Below are 19,511 nucleotides of genomic sequence, written 5' to 3' on the forward strand. Positions count from 1 at the left end.
TTTAACCCTGTTGCCGCCATCGAGGGCGCCGCATGAAGTTGACGCATCGTAAAAGTCTTTTGGCGGGGCTCGTTCTTCTGGGCGTCCTCTGCGGTCTGGTGTCGGGTACCGGCCTGCTGTTTTCCGACCGGGTGCTCGATGGCGTGGTGCGTCCGCGTCTGGTGCGTATGGCTGCCGGCCGATTGCAGGCCGAGGTGGGCGTCGAACACCTGGTTTGGGAGGATGGCGGACTGACGCTCACCGATCTGACGGTCGAACGTCCCGATCTTTACCGCATCTCTCTGGCGCGCATGCGGATTATCCCGTCGCTACGCGATCTTTTGCGGCGCCGTCTAAGCGCAGTCGAGTTGACGGATCCCCATGTCGAAATAACCCCCTTCCCAGCTTCCGGGGGCGGATTTGCGCTACCTGCAGAACCGCCTTTTACCATCGGCCGCCTGCTGTTGCGGGGCGGGCGTTTCGCTTATGCCCATCCCATCCATCCCATAACCTTGCACCATATCAATGTCACTGTGCAGGGCGGTAACGCCTTCGAATTCACATTTGCCGCTCAGGTTTCTAGACAGGCACCTATCGCTATTGCGGCCAACGGGACGGGACGCTGGCGTCAGGGGCTGCAACTGCAGTTGGCTTCGTTGCAATGGCATGATCGCTCGCTGCTGCGCGAACCGCTTATGTTGTCCTTACCCGCGGATCAAGGTGGCCATTTGCGCCTGGCTTTTACTTTAGGCGATGTGGAACGCTCCGATGTGGAGCAGTGGCTGGCGGCTTTTCCCATCGCGGCTCCGATGCCGCCAGGGTGGGATTTTTCCGTGAACGATCTGCGCTTCGCGGTGGATTGGCAAGCAGGCATGGTGGATGCCGAACTGTCCATGGGGCAAGGTCTGCTGAAATCCTCCGATATTCGGTTGCCGCTGGCGTCGCTGGCGCTGACGGCACGTCGGCAAAACGGCCGCTGGCTCGGCGAGGGCCGGTTTGCTCTGGACGGTGGCGCGACGGGTACGCTGGGATTTCAAGTCGGTGCTTCGAGACCGCAGGGCTCTCTGACCTTGACCGTGCCGGATCCGACGGCACTGCAGAAGCTGGTGCTGGGGCGCATCGCTCTGCCGGTGGCAGGTGCGGCTGATCTGGCGGTCGAAGGCGGTTTGCCGGAGCAGGGCGCATGGTTATCTTTTGTTCTGCAGGGCAAACCCGGCCGCGGCGCGCCGACCGGGGCGCCGCTCGATATCTCGGCGCTGACGCTCTCCGGTGGCCTGAACAACCGCCAGGGACGCTGGCAGGTTGAGGCCGGAGCGCGTCTGGCCGGCAAGTCTTTGGCAACCCTCGCCGGGGATATGCAAAGACTGCGGGCGAAGTTGCTCACAACCCCCTGGTCGCGTCTGCAAAGACTGTTGCCGGTGAAAAGCCGACCGCAGTGGCTGCAGGTCGCGCAAGGCCTGTCCGCCGAAGCGGTGCTGGTACGCGGCAAGCAGGGCTGGCAGGCCGATGCGACCGGGCGTGCCGAGAGGGTCGCGGCACGGCACGGCACGCTGCGGGATCTGGTTGTCACAGGGCATATTGCGACTGCGGGGCCGCGTGTTTTGTTGTCCAGAGGCAACCTGCGCGGTCGGGTCAGCCATGACCGGTTGGGACAAGGCCTTTTGCAGGCGCGCTTCGATGCCAGTCAGGCGCAGGGCGGGGGCTGGGAAGTGCGTTTTTCAACCCTCGATCTAAGCTCCCTGGAACTCATGAGTGCCGATGGTCTGGCGGGCCTGGCCGGAGGCCGGCTGCATCTGCAGGGGCGCATGTGCCGGGCAGCGGTGACGGCTCCTCTGGAACTGCGTGTGGACGGTCGGATGTCCGCCAGCGAAGCTTTGTGGGGGAGTTGGTACGGCCAACTGGACACCTTGCCGGTCGATTTTGCGGTGTTTGCCAATTGGCACCCGCACCGTTCCCGTTTGGAATTGCTTGACCTGAAAATCGATGCCGGGGGGCTGGCCCTGGTGCGTGCTCAAGGGGAGTGCCTGCCGGATGCCACTTCCCTCAGCGGCAGCTTGAAGATCGCCGATCTGGCCAAGGCCTGGGACGGTCGCGGTCGCGCTCTGGTACGTGAATTGCGCCCTGCGCTGGGGGATCTCGGCCTGGCCGGAAGGCTGGAGGCCAGGCTCACTTTAAGTGGTGCGGCCGACCGGTGGCATCTGCAGGGCGAGATGGGGTTGCAGGAACTGGCGGCGGCCTGGCCACGGATCCGACTGACGCTGCGGGGTGGGCATGGCACCATTCCTCTGGACCTGGTGCTACCTGCCGATGCCGGACAGGAGGGAGGGATACGGCGGGGACAGCTGTCTTTTGAGCATTTTGTCTGCGGGCCGGTGCGCCTGGCTGCAGGTCCCCTGCAACTGGCTGTCGGTCCCAACCGTTGTTCCCTGGAGAATAGCCTGCGCCTGTCGGTGGGGGGCGGTCAGGTGACCATCGAACAGCTGCAGGCGGGCTATGCTGCCAGTGGCCTGCAACTGGAGACGCGCATCCGGCTGGCCGGGATCGATCTGCATCTTCTCACCTCCGAGCTGGGTATGGTGCCCATGCAAGGTGCCATCAACGCCGATTTGGGGCATATTCGTTATGTCGACGGTGTCTTGCGTTCCGACGGCGAGGTGCTTGTCGAAGCATTCGGTGGCGCTTTGCGGCTGCGCAATCTGCAACTGGATCCGATTTCGCTGGGTCTCCCCCAATTCCAGGCGGATCTCGACCTGACCGGCATCGATCTGTATCTGTTGACCCAGACCTTTGCTTTCGGCGCCATGCATGGCGTGGTTGACGGCAAGGTGCGCGGATTGCAGTTGTATGGTGCGACGCCGTCACATTTTTCCGCACAGCTGCAAACCCGTCTCGAGGGACGCCGCAATATCAGTGTCAAGGCGTTGAATAACCTGTCCATTCTCAGCCAGGGCGGCCTTTCCGCGGCCCTTTCACGAGGTGTCTACCGGTTCATCGATTTTTACCGCTATCGCCGCATCGGCTTGGACTGTCACTTGAGGGAAGATGTTTTTACCCTGCGCGGTACCGCCCGTCCGGACAGCCGGCGCTACCTGGTCGATGGCGGATTGCTGCCGCCCAAAATCGACATCGTTGCGCCGGAACGCCCCATTTCATTCAGAGAAATGCTGCGGCGTCTCAAGCGCATCGATCGGACCGCAAGGGGGGCGGATTGATTTTGCCCGCCGCCGACGATATAGTGAGATTGTATGAAAAAAATTACATATAAACAGCGCTTGCAATTTGGGGGTGAAATCATGAAAAAACGATCTTTGGTATGTTCTTTGGCGGTTGTTTGTCTGGTGGCGGCTTGCGTAACCATCAATATCTATTTTCCCGCCGAAGAGGTGCGCAGTGCAGCCGATCGCATCGTCAACGAAGTCTGGGGTGAGGGCAACGGCCAGACGCCATCCTCGCCAACGGAGTCGGCACCGTCGGTCGAGCCCGGTCCGACCGGTTTTTTGAAGATGCTTGTGGGCCCGTCTACGGCCTGGGCTGCACGGGGCGTCAATGGGGCGGACATCAATATAAGCACCCCGCAGATCCGCGCCATCAAGGCGGCCATGAAACAGCGTACAGGCGATTTGCGCCCCTATCTCGATGCCGGACAGATCGGCATCGGGCAGGATGGTCTGCTCAAGGTCAGGACGCTTGAGGGGCTTGACCTGCGGGGGCGCGGACAGGCTCAACGCCTGGTGAACGCCGAGAACCAGGATCGTCTGCGTTTGTATCGCGAGATTGCCAGTGAAATCGCCAAGAATCCCGAACGTACCGCAACGCCTGCTCAAGTGCAGGACATATTTGCCGATTCCTGGCGGAGCCAGGCGGCGGCCGGCTGGTATGTGGAGGCCGGTGACGGAACCTGGCGGCGCAGGTAGTCGGCATGTCAACATCGGTGATGGTGCGGATGTCCAGCCATCACCGATGTACGCCTCCCGGGTTATGCAAGGACCGCCAAATTCGACACCGGAGGCGATTTTTCGGGGAGAGCCTGGTATGACGCATCGTGCGGTTTGCAGTGAACGTGGCAGTACTCTGCTGATGGTGCTGGCGGCCATGGTGATTCTGGGGCTGACGCTGGGGATCGCCGGTAACTCATGGAAGAATATCGTTCAACGGGATCGCGAAGAAGAGCTGTTTTTTCGCGGAGATCAGTATCGCCGGGCCATTGTCAGTTTTCACAATGCCTGGGGCGTCTATCCCAAACAGCTGGACGAATTGCTCATGGATCGTCGCGCGTTGCATGTGCGTCGTCATTTACGGCGGCTGTATTCTGATCCCATGACAGGCGCTCCTTTCGAGCTTGTCAGGGACGGCGCCGGGCGCATACATGGGGTTTTCAGTGCGGATAACGCTCGGCCTTTCCGGCGCCAGGGGTTTCCCCCTGAATACGAAACCTTCGGCAAGGCCGGCAGTTATCGGGATTGGAAATTCGTGTTTGAGCCTGGGCGGAACGACGAGGGCGACGACACGGCTGTGTCCGCTTCCGGTCCTTTTCAGTAAGGGGGGAGCCGACTCTTTGGTGGGTCGTTGACATGGTGCGAACCATGGTGTTATGTTCTATCGTTTTGTATAAACGATTTTACGCGGAGGGACGCCATGGATCAGAAACAGCAACTTCTTCTGGATACCGTTAAAAAATTGATCCGCCGCGGAGCCTACTCCAACCTTTCCAAGGTTATCGGTAAAACACACCCCGCCGATATCGCCCATCTTTTTCCCCATCTGACGCCTAAAGAACAGCAAACCCTGTTTAACCTCATCGAGGATACCGAAACCGCTGCCAGCGTGCTGTCGGAACTCGATTATGTCAGTGGCGCGCAACTGCTGGAAAAAATCGGCCAGGAGGCCATTAGCGAGGTCCTCCAGGAGATGCCCTACGACGATGCCGTCGAAATCATCCGCAACATGCCTGAGGAGATTGCCGAAGAAATCCTCAGCACCATGAAGGATGAGCATTCCGAGGAAATCGAACAGCTGCTGAAATACGACGAAGATACCGCCGGCGGCATTATGTCGACGGAGTTTTTCTGTCTGCCCGAAGAGACGACGGTACAGCAGGCCATTGACGCTTTGCAGCAGGCCAGCGATGTGGAGATGGTGTTTTACGTGTATGTCGTGGATCGCCATAATCATCTGGTCGGGGTGTTGTCCCTGCGGCAGTTGCTGATGGTTCCGCCGTCCAGGCGTCTCAAGGAGATCATGGTCACCGACGTGATCAGTGTGCGTACCAACAAGGACCAGGAAGAGGTCGCGCAACTGGTCGAACGCTATAACATTCTGGCGTTGCCGGTCGTGGACGAGTGGAACAAGCTGGTCGGACTTATCACCGTCGACGATGTCATTGACGTGTTGCGCGAGGAGGCCACCGAAGATATCTACAAGATGGCCGGTGCCAGCGAAGAGGAATTGCTCTATGGGCACAAATCCTTCAAAGTCGCCCGGCTGCGTCTGCCCTGGCTGATTACCAACCTGTTCGGTGGCATCATTACCGGTTATCTCATGTGGCGTTTCAGGATGACCCTGGAAGCCGTTATCGCCCTGATAACCTTTATCCCGGTCATTACAGGTATGGGCGGTAATGTCGGCGGTCAGTCGGCGACCATCGTGGTGCGCGGTTTCGCTACCGGTAATATCGATTTCTCCACCTTGCGCAAGGTCTTCTTCAAGGAGTTGCGGGTCGGTATGATCATGGGGACCGTGTGCGGCATGACCGTGGGACTGGTGGCATATTTATGGCATCACAATATTTACCTGGGGCTGGTGGTCGGTTTGGCCATGGTCTCGGCCATGACCGTGGCTGCAACCATGGGGGTGCTGGCGCCGAGCTTTTTCAAGCGGATGGGGATCGACCCCGCTATCGCATCGAGTCCTTTTGTTCAGACGGCGAACGATATTACGGGGATTCTCATCTATTTCGGTACGGCCACCCTGTTTTTGGCCTATCTGCATTGACGATATCGTGACGCCTTGCGCAGGCAGGCTGCTCCGATGGAGCCGGGTGTGTTCTCGCGCAAAATTTGCCGGTGGGTAGTCAGGAGGTACGCTGGCTTATGGAAAACTGTTCTTCGGATGCCGTGGTTCTGCATCACTTCGATTATGGTGAAGCGGATCGTATTGTGACCTTGTTCAGTCTGGAAAAGGGTTTGATCAAGGGCATTGCGCGTCAGGCGCGTAAAAGCCGCAAGCGTTTCGGCGCGGCTTTGGAGCCGTTTTCCACGGTGCATATGCGCTGGCAGTCGCGGTCGGGCCGCGACCTGGTCACGCTTCAGGATGCCGAACTCATCGATTTGCGCAGCGGTTTGCGGCACAATCTGCTGGCGATGGCCCTGGCAGCCTATGGGTGCGAGTTGGTCGAGAACCTGGTGGGTGAAACCGGGGCTCAGCCGCCGGTGTACGATTTGTTGACAGCCTTTCTCACCCATGTCAACCACCATGGCGGCTCCGAGGAGGCCCGCCTGCTGTTGGAACTGCGCCTGCTATGTCTTTCCGGATATGCTCCCCATCTTGTGCATTGTTGCAAATGCGGCGCTTCGTTTACGTCCGAAACCGTTGCCTTCGCCGCCTCGCTGGGGGGCAGTCTTTGCCTGGATTGCGTTACCGGAGTCGATGTGCAGTATCTCTCGCTTCTGTCTTTGGGGAGTCTGGCCCGCGCCCTCAAGGCCCCGTTGGCACTGTTTGAAGGTTTTCGCTTCGGGTCGCAGACGTTGCAGCAGGGGGGGCAGGTGGTTTCCTCTATGCTTCGGCAGCAGTTGACCCGGCCCGTCAAATCCTTGTCCTTTCTCAGTCAACTGACTGAAGGCAGCGCCCGCGTCGCTGCCATACGTTAGACGTGTGGTCCGGTTTGCCCCCTGCTTGTCTGCGCCCGGTTCCGTTCTTGATGGGGTTGACGATCTGCGGGAACACACGGCAGAGGCTGCTGTAACGTTTTTCATGATAGATAATAGCCGCCGACGTTTGCCCGGTTTTGGCGTCAAACGGGTTGACAGATTTAACGCAAACAGGCTAAGGTTGGCTGCTCAAATGGTAGCGTATCCCGAAGCCGGAAAGAGCGTCCCCCGAAACGGTGCGGACGCTTACCGGGCCTGGAGGCATTGTGAATTTTCAAGAATTGATCCTTGCTTTGCAGAATTACTGGGCAAAGCAAGGTTGTATTATCCAGCAACCGTACGATATGGAAAAAGGTGCGGGAACCTTCAACCCCGCGACTTTTCTGCGCGTGCTCGGCCCTGAGCCCTGGAATGTGGCCTATGTGGAGCCTTCCCGGCGTCCGACGGATGGACGTTACGGTGAGAACCCCAACCGCCTGCAGCACTACTATCAGTTCCAGGTTGTGATGAAACCATCGCCTACGAATATCCAGGAACTGTATCTCGATTCCCTTAAAAGTTTCGGGATCAGTCCGTCCCGACACGATATCCGTTTTGTCGAGGATGACTGGGAATCGCCGACTCTGGGTGCCTGGGGACTCGGCTGGGAAGTGTGGCTGGATGGTATGGAAATAACGCAGTTTACTTATTTTCAGCAGGTCGGTGGTATCGACCTGAAACCGGTCTCGGCTGAAATTACTTATGGTTGTGAACGGATCGCCATGTACCTGCAGGGCGTGGACAATGTCTACGATCTGGAATGGATCGACGGCATCAAATACGGCGATGTGCATCACCAGTCCGAGGTGGAGTATTCGACCTACAACTTCGAAGAAGCCGACGCCGGCATGCTGTTCAATCTGTTCGACATGTATGAGAAGGAGTGCTCCCGTCTGGCCAAGAGCCAGTTGGTGCTGCCCGCCTACGATTACGTGCTCAAAGCTTCGCATGCCTTCAATCTGCTCGATGCGCGAGGGGCCATATCCGTGACGGAAAGGGCTCACTATATCGGCCGTGTCCGTAACCTGGCCAGGTTGTGTGCCGAAGGCTATGTCGCTCAGCGGGAGAAACTAGGCTTCCCCTTGATCAAGGGCCGGTAAATTCCTGACAAAAGGTAACCCCGCCACGGAAACGTTTGTTTTCCGTGGCTTGATTTTTTTGAAATGATGGAGCGCGCATGTCTGCTGAACTGTTCCTGGAAATTGGTACCGAGGAAATACCCGCCGGTTTTTTGCCGACGGCCATGGCTGATCTCGAACGACTGATTCGCAAAGAACTGGAAACCGGGCGTATCGGTTTCGAAACGGTACGAACCTTTGCGACCCCGCGTCGTCTGGTATTGGCGGTAACGGGGGTCGCAAGCGGACAGGCACGTCAGGAAGTCACGGCCTCCGGTCCGTCCGTTTCGGTGGCTTTCGATGCCGACGGCAATCCGACCAAGGCGGCTCTCGGTTTTGCCCGCAGTAACGGCGTGGAAGTCTCCGATCTTGAGCGCCGTGAGACGGATAAAGGCGAATACCTGTTTGTCTCCAAGGTGGTTGAGGGACGCCCGACGGGTGAATTGTTGCCCGAAATGTTACCGCGTATCATCGCTGCCATTCCGTTCAAGAAATCGATGCGCTGGAAAGACCTCGATATCCGCTTTGCCCGTCCCATGCACTGGATCGTGGCCCTTTTCGACGGCCAGGTCGTGCCCTTTTCCTATGGTAATCTGACCAGCGGCAACCTTTCTTACGGCCACCGTTTCATGGCTCCCGATGCTTTTGAGGTCAGCAGCCTCGAGCAGTATCTGGTAGAAGCCGAAAAGCATTTTGTCATTGTCGATCCCGTCAAGCGCCGGCAGATCATATCGGACCAGCTGGCCGAGGTGGTCGGTCGCTGCGGAGGGAAGCTGAATCCCGACGACGACCTGCTCGATGAAGTGGCTTTTCTTGTCGAATACCCGGCGGCCGTGATGGGGGGCTTTGAGGACAGCTATCTGCAATTGCCGCCCGAGTTGCTCATCACCGTGATGCGGGAACATCAACGCTACTTTACCGTGGTCGACGATAGCGGTAAATTGCTGCCCCGTTTTATCACCATCTCCAATACCCGCGCCGAAGACCTGACGGTAGTCCAGCAGGGCAACGAGAGGGTGCTGCGCGCGCGCCTGTCCGACGCCATGTTCTTCTGGAATGAGGACCGCAAGGTCAAGCTCGAAAGCCGGCTCGACGCACTCAAGAATGTGGTTTACCAGGCCAAGCTTGGCACCAGCTACGAAAAAGTCATGCGCTTCAAGACCCTGGCTGTGGAACTGGCACAGCAGCAGGTGCCGGAGGTCGTCGAACTGACCGAACGGGCGGCGTCGCTTGCCAAGTGCGACCTTGAGACTGGCATGGTATTTGAATTCACCGAGCTCCAGGGTGTTATGGGGCGTGAGTATGCGCTGCTCGATGGTGAAGATCCTCGTGTCGCACGCGCTATTTTCGAACACTACCTGCCCGTGCAGGCCGGTGGCGAACTGCCCGGCGACGACGTCGGGGCGTTTGTTTCCATCGCCGATAAGATCGACTCGATCTGCGGATGTTTCGGTGTCGGGTTGATCCCTACCGGTACGGCAGACCCCTTCGCTCTGCGGCGCAGCGCTATCGGTATCCTGAATATTATCCTGGACCGCGGCTATCGGCTGTCTCTGCCCGCTCTGGTCGAACGCAGCCTTGGGCTGTTGGCAGACAAACTGACGCGGCCGGCAACCGAAGTTGCCGCCGATGTGCTGGAGTTCCTCCGCTTGCGGTTTTTCAACATGTTGACCGCGCAGGGGTTGCCGAACGATGTGGTCGATGCCGTTCTCAGTGCCGCGTTCGAGGATCCGGTCGATGCGCTGCAGCGTGTCAAGGGATTGGCATCCTTCCGTGAAGAAGGAGAGTTTGAAGCTCTGGCCGTTACCTTCAAGCGGGTGGTCAACATCGTCAAGGGTGGTGTCGACACCTCCGTGGATTCCGCTTTGTTCGAAGCGGATTGCGAGGCGGGACTTTTCGACGCCTTGCAGAATGTAACGGGGCGGTTTGAGCAATTTGTCGCAGAAGGTGCCTATTTGGATGCCCTGCGTACGGTGGGGGGCTTGCGTTCTCCCGTAGATGCTTTGTTTGAAGGGGTTATGGTCATGTCTCCGGACGAGGCCGTGAAAACCAATCGACTTGCTTTACTGACAGCAGTGGCGCGACTTTTTCAGGGAATCGCTGACTTCTCGAAAATCGCTGCCTGAGCAATAGAGGATACGGCGGCCTATGCCTGCTTGCATCGCGCCGCCGCATACTAAATCTTTCAGGAGGGACTCTTTAATGGCTGTAAAGTACGTATATTTCTTCGGTGCCGATAAAACCGAGGGCGGAGGCCAGTTGCGTAACCTGCTCGGCGGAAAGGGTGCCAATCTCGCCGAGATGACGGCTATCGGCCTGCCGGTACCTGCCGGCTTCACTCTTACCACCGAACTCTGCACCGAATTTTATCGCAATGACCGTCGTTATCCCGACGGCGTGCGCGAGGAAGTGGCCGAAAATCTTCGCAGCCTGGAAATGGCCATGGACAAGCGTTTCGGCGATCCGGCCAATCCCCTGTTGCTTTCCGTACGTTCGGGAAGCCGGGTGTCCATGCCGGGTATGATGGATACTGTCCTCAACCTTGGTCTTAACGATACCACTGTGCAGGGTTTGATCGACCAGAGCAACGATGCCCGTTTTGCCTACGACTCCTACCGGCGCTTCATTCAGATGTATGCCAATGTTGTACTCGGTATGGATGGCGAGGTTCTCGAGCATATCCTGGAAAATATGAAAGAAACCCGCGGCGTCGATCTCGACACCGAGTTGACTGCCGACGACCTGAAACAGTTGGTGACTCTGTTCAAAACCAAAGTCAAGGACACTCTGGGCCATGACTTTCCCGATGACCCCGAGGAACAACTGTGGGGTGCCATCAACGCCGTATTCGGTTCCTGGATGAACCCGCGTGCCGTAACCTATCGCAAGCTCAACAGCATCCCGGCCGACTGGGGTACTGCCGTTAACGTTCAGGCGATGGTGTTCGGCAACATGGGTAACGATTGCGCCACCGGTGTTGCCTTCACCCGTAATCCCTCCACCGGGGAGAATTACTTTTTCGGTGAATTTCTCCTCAATGCCCAGGGCGAAGACGTGGTGGCCGGTATTCGGACGCCGCAGCCTATCGACAAGGGTAGCAGCGACGGCCAGTTGCCGTCTCTTGAGGAAGTGATGCCCGAATGTTACCAGCAGCTGCTGGATATTCGCGATCTGCTCGAAAAGCATTATCGCGATATGCAGGATATCGAATTCACCATCGAAAACCACAAGCTCTATATGTTGCAGACCCGTGGCGGCAAGCGCACGGCCTCGGCTGCGGTGAAGATCGCCGTGGATATGGAGAAAGAAGGTCTGATCGACAAAAAAGAGGCGGTGTTGCGTGTGGCCCCCGAGCAGCTCGATCAGCTGTTGCACCCCTCCCTCGATCCCAATGCCTGCAAGGAAATCATCGCCACCGGCCTGCCGGCTTCGCCCGGCGCCGCCAGCGGCGAGATCGTGTTCTCAGCTGAAGACGCCGAAAATGCCGCCAAGCTTGGGCTCAAGGTTATCCTGGTGCGTATCGAAACCAGCCCCGAGGATATTCACGGCATGAACGCTGCGCAAGGTATCCTGACCGCCCGCGGCGGCATGACTTCCCACGCTGCCGTCGTTGCACGTGGTATGGGTAAATGCTGCGTGGCCGGTTGCGGTTCCATCAAGGTCGACTATAAAGCCCAGCAGTTCACCACCGCCAGTGGCGATGTGTTCAAAAAAGGCGATGTCATCACCCTCGACGGTTCCACCGGCGAAGTCATGAAGGGTTCCGTCGATACGGTCCAGCCTTCCTTGACCGGTGATTTCGGTAAACTCATGGAGTGGGTCGATCAATACCGTCGTTTGCGTGTACGCACCAACGCCGATACGCCTAACGATGCTGCCGTCGCTCGTGATTTCGGTGCCGAAGGTATCGGCCTGTGCCGCACCGAGCATATGTTCTTCGAGGGCGACCGCATCATGGCGGTCCGGGAGATGATTCTTTCCGAGGATGTGGAAGGCCGCAAGCAGGCTCTGGCCAAGATCCTGCCCATGCAAAAAGGGGACTTCCTCGGCTTGTTCCGTGAAATGAAGGGCCTGCCGGTCACGATTCGTCTGCTTGATCCGCCCTTGCATGAATTTCTGCCGCATACCGACAAGGAGCTGGAGGAACTGGCCGATGTCATGAAGGTGCCGGCCAAGACTCTCAAGCACAAGGTCGAGTATCTGCACGAATTCAACCCGATGCTGGGTCATCGCGGCTGCCGCCTGGGGGTAACCTACCCTGAAATTTACGACATGCAGGTTCAGGCCATCATGGAAGCGGCTTGCGAACTGATTGCCGAGGAAGGTTACGAAATCGTTCCGGAAATCATGATCCCGCTGGTTGGCCACGTCGCCGAGCTCAAGCTGCTGCGTGCTCGGGCCATCCGCACTGCCGACGAAGTGATTTCGCGCTACGCCGCCGAAGTTAAATATCTTATCGGCACCATGATCGAGTTGCCGCGCGCAGCTCTTACCGCCGATGAAATCGCCTGCGAAGCCGAGTTCTTCTCCTTTGGTACCAATGACCTGACCCAGACCACCTTCGGCCTGTCCCGCGACGATGCCGGCAAGTTCCTGCCCTCGTATGTACAGCGGGAAATCCTGCCCAACGATCCCTTCGTCACCCTCGATCAGGATGGGGTTGGCCAATTGGTGCGGATCGGTTGTGAAAAAGGGCGCAAGAGCCGCCCCGATATCAAGCTCGGGATCTGCGGTGAGCACGGCGGCGATCCTTCCAGCGTGATCTTCTGTCACAATGCAGGGTTGAATTATGTATCCTGTTCGCCTTATCGGGTGCCCATCGCCCGGCTGGCTGCGGCCCATGCTGCCTTGCTCGAGGAGCGTGGATAACCTGTCGGGATCCTAAGCGCCAGTTACACCAGGCGGCCCCCGGAGGATCTTCGGGGGCCGCTTTTTATGTTTTAGCCTGGAATGGAACACGGGGTTTTCAGCCGATGCCGAAAGGTCCCATTTCTTGACAGGTTCTTGCTCTGGATGATAGATTCGGAGTAACGCAATACGCTGTGCCACAGGGACGCGTCCCTGTGGCTTTTTCGTTGTTTTGAGGAGATGTATGAGCAAGCAGTTAGCGGCAGGAGATTTTATCGAGGCTCGTTGCACCCGTTGTCGAGCCGTGACAAACCATACGATTATCGCCATGGTAGGCACTGCACCGGTTCGGGTGCGTTGCAACACCTGTGACGGCGATCATAACTACCGGGCTCCCAAGGTCAAAAGTGCTCCCAAGGAGACGACTAAGGCTCGTCAGCCCGGTGCCACCCGCAAACCCAAGGCGATTCAGCAGGATGAGCAGCAGTGGCAGGAAGCTGCCGCACAGCTGCAGGCCGGGCAGACCGTACCTTATGGCATGGACAAGGCGTTTAAAACCGGCGACGCCGTCGATCACCCGGTTTTCGGAGTAGGGGTGGTTGTGGAAGTGATTCCGCCGAATAAGGTGGAGATCCTGTTTGAGGCGGGTCGCAAACTGCTGCGTTGTAAACTGTCATAATAAAGGCGCAACGCCGTGTTTTGTGAAAACGCAATGGCGAATGGATTCGCCATGCCGGCGATGCAGGCAACGTTATCCATCCGGAGGTTTGCACCTTATGGATTTTCCGGAACTGCACCCCTGGGATTTGACGCCCAAGTCGGCTATTGCCTTGCAGAAGATGCTGGCCAAACGGGTATGTCTCGATAATCGGTTGCCCCGCGAGGTCCGCCATGTTGCCGGTGTGGATGTTTCCTACCGGCGCGGCGGCCGCGATTTTTACGCGGCCGTGGTGGTTCTGCAAATGCCCGACCTGGCAGTGGTGGAAAAGGTCACCGCCCGCGGCACGGTAACCTTCCCCTATATCCCCGGTTTACTCTCATTCCGGGAGTTGCCGGTGGTGTTGCAGGCTTTTAAAAAGCTGGCCCTAACACCCGATGTTGTGATGGTGGATGGCCAGGGCATCGCCCATCCTCGACATTTGGGGTTGGCGAGTCATTTGGGACTATGGCTTGACCTGGCCACCGTCGGGTGTGCCAAAAGCCGTTTATGTGGCGAGCACGGTCCCCCCGGAAGTCGCCGGGGGGACCGGGTTGCGCTACGGCTGGAAAACGAAACGGTGGGTGCGGTGCTGACGACCCGAAATGGCATCAAGCCCCTGTATATATCTCCCGGTCATCTGCTGGATGTCGATACTTCCGTTGACCTGGTTTTACGTTGTCTGGGGCGTTACCGTTTGCCCGAACCCACCCGTCTTGCACATCATCTGGCCAATGAAGCACGTCGCCACGGAATCTCCGCACCATTGCAGCCGTGACGGTGTGACTGTCTATTGTATACCGATGTTCAGCCAGTTCACTCCTTCGATTTCCGCACTGACCTGATCCCCCGGGACGACAGGTCCGACGCCGGATGGCGTACCGGTCAACAGAATATCCCCTTTTTCCAGTGTAAAGATACTCGAGGCGGTACTGATAAGATCCGGGATCGTGTGGATCATCTCTGACGTGTTGCCATCCTGGCGCAGGTCGCCGTTGACAGATAAAGTCAGGTGCAGGTTGTGGGGATCGGAAACCCGGCTTGCCGGCACGAAATCGGAAAGCGGGCAGGAAGTGTCGAAACCTTTGGCCTGGTCCCATGGCAGGCCCTGTTCCTTGAGCCGTTGCTGGACATCGCGCAGGGTCAGATCGATGCCGACACCGTAACCGGCGACATGGTTCATGGCCTCTTGTTTCGGGATGTTTTTCCCCCATTTGCCGATAAGCACGGCAAGTTCCACTTCATGATGACAAAGCTGGCTGTAGGGGGGGATAATCGCCTTTTCCCTGGGGCCGATAATGCTGCTGGCGGGTTTGAGGAAAAAAACCGGTTCAGAGGGCGGCTCATTGCCCAGTTCTGTGGCGTGGGAGCGATAGTTGCGCGCTACGCACAGAATTTTCCCGACCTGAAAAATAGTATCATCGAGCAAGCGTACCGTGTACATGACATTCCTCCTTTTGACAAAACTCAATCCAGGGCGCGTGGCAAGGCCCAGTTAAAACGAATGGCGAGCAAACGCAAGGCAATCACCGTTGCGGCGGCGATCAGCAGTGCCATCGGGCGGGGCAGGCCGTTTTGAATCAGCAGCACCAGCAGCGTGCCGCCGGCCAGACAGGCGGAGGCATAGATTTCCTTGCGCAATATGAGGGGGATCTGGTTGGCCAGCACGTCGCGGATCACACCGCCGGCGGTTGCCGTGATAACCCCCATGATTACCGCACCGAGCAAACCCAGATCGAAATGCAGGGCTTTTTCCGTGCCGATCACGACAAAGGTCCCGAGCCCGATGGCATCGAAATAAAGCAGCGGTTGATGCATGGCGGTCATATGGCGATATAGGGCGAACGTCAGCAACGATACCCCAAGGGCCAGATACAGATAGACCTCATTTTTGAAACAGAAGGGCGGGTTGTCGCCGAGCAGCAGATCACGCAGGGTGCCTCCGCCGATGGCGGTTACCAGGCCCAGGACCATGACCCCGAACAAATCCATTTTTCGACGAATTCCCGCCACGGCGCCCGATGCCGCAAATGCCCCGGTGCCGACCAGGTCCAATGTATAAAGGACTGACAAGGTGTTAAGCCTCCATAGCCTGTTTAAGGATACCCTTTACCATGGCGAATACAACCATGGGGGATGGCCTGATGTTTATGTTAGGATAATGCTGTATGATAACCGATGGCATGCTTTTCGTTAAATTATTTCTTTTTTGAGTCGGGGGCGGATTCGTGGCTTCTCATGATGCCGTGCAGCCGGATCACGGATAGTCCGACAGCCTCCCGGTCTGAGGAGTTCCTATGTTTCTGCCCTATGGCGACACTCCGAATCCGCGCTCGACAGCCTATATCAACTGGTTGCTCATCGGTCTTAATATCGCCGTTTTCGTTGGCGTGACGATGCCCTTGATGTTTGCCCGGGTCGATCTGAGCGATCCGCTATTGCTCGATTATCTGCGCTCATACGGTGTGCGGGGGCTGGTGTCGCCGCAGGACGTTCTGCAGCAGGTCAGCGCCTACGACCTGTTCGTTTTTCGCTACGGTTTTCGTCCCGCCGCGCCCTCTGTAGTCAGCCTTTTTTCGTGTATGTTCCTGCATGGCGGCTGGATGCACCTCGCGGGCAATATGCTGTTTCTGTATATCTTTGGCAACAATGTCGAGGTTCGCCTCGGCAGTCTGGGGTACCTGCTGATCTACCTGGTCAGCGGTGTCGCCGCGACTCTTTTCTTCGCGGTTTTTGTGCCGGGTTCGCAGATTCCCCTGGTCGGGGCTTCGGGGGCTATTTCCGGGGTGTTGGGGTGTTACTTTTTATGGTTCCCCCGCAACCGTGTCAAAACCTTCATTTTTTTGTTTCCGTTCTTGATGACCACGGTCATGCTGCCGGCTCGTTTGGTGCTCGGATTTTATCTGATTCTGGATAACCTGTTGCCGTTTATGCTGAATGGAGGCGGTGGTGCGGGCGTCGCCCATGGCGCGCATATCGGTGGCTTCCTGGGTGGACTGGGGTTGGCTTACGGCATCGACCGCTGCTCATGGCTACGGCGGTTCGGATGGTGAAGCCCTGCCCGGGTCAACGACGCCTGTGATTGTGCCCGACGGTTTCAGAAAGGGAACAGCCAGGGAATCAGCAGGCAGGCGCAGACCCATACCAACAGGTTCAAAAGTACGCCGGTGCGCATGAAATCCGAAAAGCGATATCCGCCCGGCCCCATGACCAGGGCGTTTGACTGGTGACTGATCGGGGTCATGAAGCAGGAGGAGGCTGCGACTGCTACCGCCATGAAAAAGGGGCGGGGAGAGACTTGCAGGGTCATGGCTGCGTGCAAAGCGATGGGCGCGATGAGAACCGCCGTGGCGGCGTGGCTCATGATTTCGGTCAATACCGAGGTCAGTAAAAAGAAGGCCGCCATAACAACATACGGGCCCCAGTTGCCGAGCATGTGCAGCAGGCGCTCGGCCAGCAGACTGGCAGCTCCGCTGTTCTCGAGGGCCAGTCCGAGGGGCAGGGTTCCTGCGATCAACAGGATGATGCGCCAGTCGATGCTTTCGTAGGCTTCCTGTGCCGTGAGGCAGCGGCTCAGGACCATGCCCAATGCACCGAGTGGCGCCGCCAGGGCGATGGGGAGGACCTCCGTAGAGGTGAGCAGTATGACGCCGGCCAATACCATCAGGGCCATGGGGGCCTGGCGGGGGCGATAGGGGACCGGTTCCACGCCGCCGAGCAATAGAAATCCGTGCTGTCTTCCAAGGTGCTTGATTCCGGCATCGTCGCCCTGCAAGAGCAGTACGTCGCCGAATCGCAGTACGACATGATCGACTTTTTTTACCACCGGGGCGCCTTGCCGCCATAAAGCCAGTACATTGAGGCCGTGAGTTTCCCTGAAGCGCACCTGGCGCAGGGTTTTGCCGACCATGTCGCTGTTGGGGGTCAGAGAGGCTTCCACGACAAGAAGTTCCTTGCCGCGACGCGGTGACTGTTCGGCACGTTCGGGGATCAGTTGCAATCCTTTGGCGGCCATGACCTTGAGGATGCCATGGGGGTTGCCTTCCAGAAACAGGATGTCGTCAACACGCAGTTTGCGGTTGCGACGGGGCTGGGGAAACTTTTCCCGGCCGCGCAGTATGGCCCTTACCCGCAGCTGAAAATCCCTTTCCAGAGCACTTCCGGCGATCGTTTGCCCGGCCACGGGAGAGTCTTTCAGGATCTTGACCTGGGTAATGTACTCCTTGACCTGGTAAGCTTCGGTCAGTTTTTCCGATTTGCGCGTGGGCAGCATGCGCCGGCCGACAAGCGCCATATAGCTGATGCCGACGATCACCAGCACGATCCCGAGGGGACTGAAGGAAAAGAGCCCGAATCGTTCACCGGTATACTCGTAAAGCAGGGCATTCATCAGGATATTCGGCGGCGTTCCGACCAACGTACAGACACCGCCGAGCAAAGAACCGTAAGCCAGGGGGATGAGCATTTTCGAGGGGCTGACGTGCATTCGCCGGCAGATATCGACAATCACCGGCATCAGCACGGCCGTCGCGCCGATATTGTTGATAAAGGCGGAAAACACGGCCACGCTGGCCATGATGATGACGGTAAGGCGCATTTCGCTTCCCCCCGCCAGGCGAATAAGGTGTTCGCCGGCTTTGCCCAGTGCCCCGGTGTGGGTAATGCCGGCACTGATGACAAACATGGCGGCCACCGTAATCACTGCCGGGTTTGAAAATCCGCTCAATGCTTCAGGGACGGAAACCAGCCCGGTGATGGCCAGCGCCAGAAGGATCAACATGGCGACCACATCCATGGGCAGCCATTCGGTGGCGAACAGCAGCACAGCCGCCAGCAGTATGCATAGGGTCAAGGTGATAGCCATGCGACCTCTTGCGGTTTGGAAAAGGGAGAGCCGGGTATTATAGGGAAAGTTTAACCGGATTCTTCATGAAGTCATCCGGTGGCGGTGTTCGGGGCGGGATTTTTGTCGGGGAAAAGCAGTGACTGGTGACTGGTAGCTGGTGACTGGTGACTGGTGACTGGTGACTGGTGACTGGTGACTGGTGACTGGTGACTGGTGACTGGTGACTGGTGACTGGTGACTGGTGACTGGTGACTGGTGACTGGTGACTGGTGACTGGTGACTGGTGACTGGTGACTGGTGACTGGTGACTGGTGACTGGTGACTGGTAGCTGGTGACTGGTAGCTGGTGACTGGTAGCTGGTGACTGGTAGCTGGTGACTGGTAGCTGGTGACTGGTAGCTGGTGACTGGTAGCTGGTAGCTGGTAGCTGGTAGCTGGTAGCTGGTAGCTGGTGGGAGTTCGTCAGTGAAGAAGCTTCATTGTATTTCCGCCAGCAACGCCCGCGTTGCAGCCTCGGGATCGGAGGCGGCCAGAATCGCGGAAATAAGGGCGACTCCCGCGGCCCCGGCGGCGCGGACTTCGGGAATGCGGTCACGGCGGATACCGCCGAGCGCCAATACCGGCAACGAGGCCGAAGCACAGGCCCGGCGCAAGGCCTCAAGGCCCTGAGGCGCGCCATAGGGCGCTTTGGAGGGGGTGAAATAAACCGGGCTGAAAGTCACGAAGTCGGCGCCCTGGCGGTATTCCCGTTCAATGTCCCCGGCATGATGAGTGGAGCGGCCGATGATGGCCTGCTTACCGAGTATCTTGCGTGCTGCATGGGTAGGCAGGGAGTGTTCGCCCAGGTGCACCCCGTCGGCTCCGGCTGCGAGGGCTACATCGATGCGATCGTTGATCAGTAACCGGGCACCGTATCGATCCATGAGGGATTTCAGCTCCATGGCACAGCGATAGAGTTCGTCGGCAGGCAGGTCTTTCTCGCGCAACTGCACGGCACGCACCCCCCCGTCCAGGGCCTGTTCCACGGCTGTCAACAAGTCGCGCCCGGCAGGCAGGTTGTTGCGGTCAGTAATCAGGTAGAGGCGAAAGTCGTCGGTATTCATGGTCTGCCCCGTTTA

15 protein-coding genes are annotated in these 19,511 nt (G+C 58.1%); 11 read left to right on the top strand and 4 right to left on the bottom strand.

The features are described 5' to 3' along the window. Positions 1–32: 32 nt before the first annotated feature. The 10 genes from PCAR_RS03715 to nfi all read left to right on the top strand — a co-directional run bounded on the left by PCAR_RS03715 (position 33) and on the right by nfi (position 14,325). The gene (locus tag PCAR_RS03715; protein ID WP_011340293.1) at positions 33–3,191 is read left to right on the top strand and encodes a hypothetical protein; all 3,159 of its coding nucleotides are present in this window, start codon (positions 33–35) and stop codon (positions 3,189–3,191) included. 81 nt (positions 3,192–3,272) lie between these two features. Further along, positions 3,273–3,893, top strand: a complete 621-nt coding sequence (locus tag PCAR_RS03720) for a DUF1318 domain-containing protein (protein ID WP_011340294.1) — start codon at positions 3,273–3,275, stop codon at positions 3,891–3,893. Between the two features lie 118 nt (positions 3,894–4,011). Beyond that, on the top strand, positions 4,012–4,518 hold the full coding sequence (locus PCAR_RS03725; RefSeq protein WP_011340295.1) for a type II secretion system protein: 507 nt from the start codon (positions 4,012–4,014) through the stop codon (positions 4,516–4,518). A 96-nt stretch (positions 4,519–4,614) separates the two neighbouring features. Continuing rightward, positions 4,615–5,970: a magnesium transporter gene (mgtE, locus tag PCAR_RS03730; RefSeq protein ID WP_011340296.1), complete on the top strand. Its 1,356-nt coding sequence runs from the start codon at positions 4,615–4,617 to the stop codon at positions 5,968–5,970. 98 nt (positions 5,971–6,068) lie between these two features. Then, positions 6,069–6,845, top strand: coding sequence for a DNA repair protein RecO (gene recO / locus PCAR_RS17650; protein WP_011340297.1), 777 nt, complete (start codon positions 6,069–6,071; stop codon positions 6,843–6,845). 266 nt (positions 6,846–7,111) lie between these two features. After that, positions 7,112–7,984 (top strand): glycine--tRNA ligase subunit alpha, encoded by an 873-nt coding sequence (gene glyQ, locus PCAR_RS03740; protein WP_011340298.1) that lies wholly within the window; start codon positions 7,112–7,114, stop codon positions 7,982–7,984. A 77-nt stretch (positions 7,985–8,061) separates the two neighbouring features. Further along, entirely contained in the window at positions 8,062–10,128 is a 2,067-nt protein-coding gene (glyS, locus tag PCAR_RS03745; protein ID WP_011340299.1) for a glycine--tRNA ligase subunit beta, read from the top strand. A gap of 76 nt (positions 10,129–10,204) precedes the next feature. After that, positions 10,205–12,871 carry a pyruvate, phosphate dikinase gene (gene ppdK, locus PCAR_RS03750; RefSeq protein ID WP_011340300.1) on the top strand — a complete coding sequence of 889 codons (2,667 nt, stop codon included), beginning with the start codon at positions 10,205–10,207 and terminating at the stop codon, positions 12,869–12,871. Positions 12,872–13,094: 223 nt separating this feature from the next. Then, complete coding sequence (locus PCAR_RS03755) at positions 13,095–13,529, top strand: hypothetical protein (protein ID WP_011340301.1); 435 nt, start codon at positions 13,095–13,097, stop codon at positions 13,527–13,529. Between the two features lie 97 nt (positions 13,530–13,626). After that, positions 13,627–14,325 carry a deoxyribonuclease V gene (gene nfi / locus PCAR_RS03760; protein ID WP_011340302.1) on the top strand — a complete coding sequence of 233 codons (699 nt, stop codon included), beginning with the start codon at positions 13,627–13,629 and terminating at the stop codon, positions 14,323–14,325. Positions 14,326–14,337: 12 nt separating this feature from the next. On the opposite strand, the gene PCAR_RS03765 is transcribed toward nfi, so the two are convergent. Together PCAR_RS03765 and PCAR_RS03770 are read right to left on the bottom strand one after the other, a co-directional pair. After that, entirely contained in the window at positions 14,338–14,991 is a 654-nt protein-coding gene (locus PCAR_RS03765) for a fumarylacetoacetate hydrolase family protein (RefSeq protein ID WP_011340303.1), read from the bottom strand. A 23-nt stretch (positions 14,992–15,014) separates the two neighbouring features. Next, complete coding sequence (locus tag PCAR_RS03770) at positions 15,015–15,620, bottom strand: trimeric intracellular cation channel family protein (RefSeq protein WP_011340304.1); 606 nt, start codon at positions 15,618–15,620, stop codon at positions 15,015–15,017. Between the two features lie 224 nt (positions 15,621–15,844). Between PCAR_RS03770 and PCAR_RS17655 the strand changes: the two genes are divergently transcribed. Beyond that, entirely contained in the window at positions 15,845–16,600 is a 756-nt protein-coding gene (locus tag PCAR_RS17655) for a rhomboid family intramembrane serine protease (RefSeq protein ID WP_011340305.1), read from the top strand. A gap of 44 nt (positions 16,601–16,644) precedes the next feature. Here the strand turns inward: PCAR_RS17655 and PCAR_RS03780 are convergent, their stop codons facing one another. Beyond that, the gene (locus tag PCAR_RS03780; protein ID WP_011340306.1) at positions 16,645–18,411 is read right to left on the bottom strand and encodes an SLC13 family permease; all 1,767 of its coding nucleotides are present in this window, start codon (positions 18,409–18,411) and stop codon (positions 16,645–16,647) included. Between the two features lie 458 nt (positions 18,412–18,869). Beyond that, positions 18,870–19,496 (bottom strand): thiamine phosphate synthase, encoded by a 627-nt coding sequence (thiE, locus tag PCAR_RS03785; protein WP_011340307.1) that lies wholly within the window; start codon positions 19,494–19,496, stop codon positions 18,870–18,872. Positions 19,497–19,511: the final 15 nt, after the last annotated feature.

The organism is Syntrophotalea carbinolica DSM 2380 (assembly GCF_000012885.1).
Taxonomy (GTDB): domain Bacteria; phylum Desulfobacterota; class Desulfuromonadia; order Desulfuromonadales; family Syntrophotaleaceae; genus Syntrophotalea; species Syntrophotalea carbinolica.

Excerpts from the sequence above, each read along its gene's own strand:
- PCAR_RS03715 (WP_011340293.1), top strand. The coding sequence starts at position 33 with ATGAAGTTGACGCATCGTAAAAGTCTTTTGGCGGGGCTCGTTCTTCTG.
- PCAR_RS03720 (WP_011340294.1), top strand. The coding sequence starts at position 3,273 with ATGAAAAAACGATCTTTGGTATGTTCTTTGGCGGTTGTTTGTCTGGTG.
- PCAR_RS03725 (WP_011340295.1), top strand. The coding sequence starts at position 4,012 with ATGACGCATCGTGCGGTTTGCAGTGAACGTGGCAGTACTCTGCTGATG.
- mgtE (WP_011340296.1), top strand. The coding sequence starts at position 4,615 with ATGGATCAGAAACAGCAACTTCTTCTGGATACCGTTAAAAAATTGATC.
- recO (WP_011340297.1), top strand. The coding sequence starts at position 6,069 with ATGGAAAACTGTTCTTCGGATGCCGTGGTTCTGCATCACTTCGATTAT.
- glyS (WP_011340299.1), top strand. The coding sequence starts at position 8,062 with ATGTCTGCTGAACTGTTCCTGGAAATTGGTACCGAGGAAATACCCGCC.
- ppdK (WP_011340300.1), top strand. The coding sequence starts at position 10,205 with ATGGCTGTAAAGTACGTATATTTCTTCGGTGCCGATAAAACCGAGGGC.
- PCAR_RS03755 (WP_011340301.1), top strand. The coding sequence starts at position 13,095 with ATGAGCAAGCAGTTAGCGGCAGGAGATTTTATCGAGGCTCGTTGCACC.
- nfi (WP_011340302.1), top strand. The coding sequence starts at position 13,627 with ATGGATTTTCCGGAACTGCACCCCTGGGATTTGACGCCCAAGTCGGCT.
- PCAR_RS03765 (WP_011340303.1), bottom strand. The coding sequence starts at position 14,991 with ATGTACACGGTACGCTTGCTCGATGATACTATTTTTCAGGTCGGGAAA.
- PCAR_RS17655 (WP_011340305.1), top strand. The coding sequence starts at position 15,845 with ATGTTTCTGCCCTATGGCGACACTCCGAATCCGCGCTCGACAGCCTAT.
- PCAR_RS03780 (WP_011340306.1), bottom strand. The coding sequence starts at position 18,411 with ATGGCTATCACCTTGACCCTATGCATACTGCTGGCGGCTGTGCTGCTG.
- thiE (WP_011340307.1), bottom strand. The coding sequence starts at position 19,496 with ATGAATACCGACGACTTTCGCCTCTACCTGATTACTGACCGCAACAAC.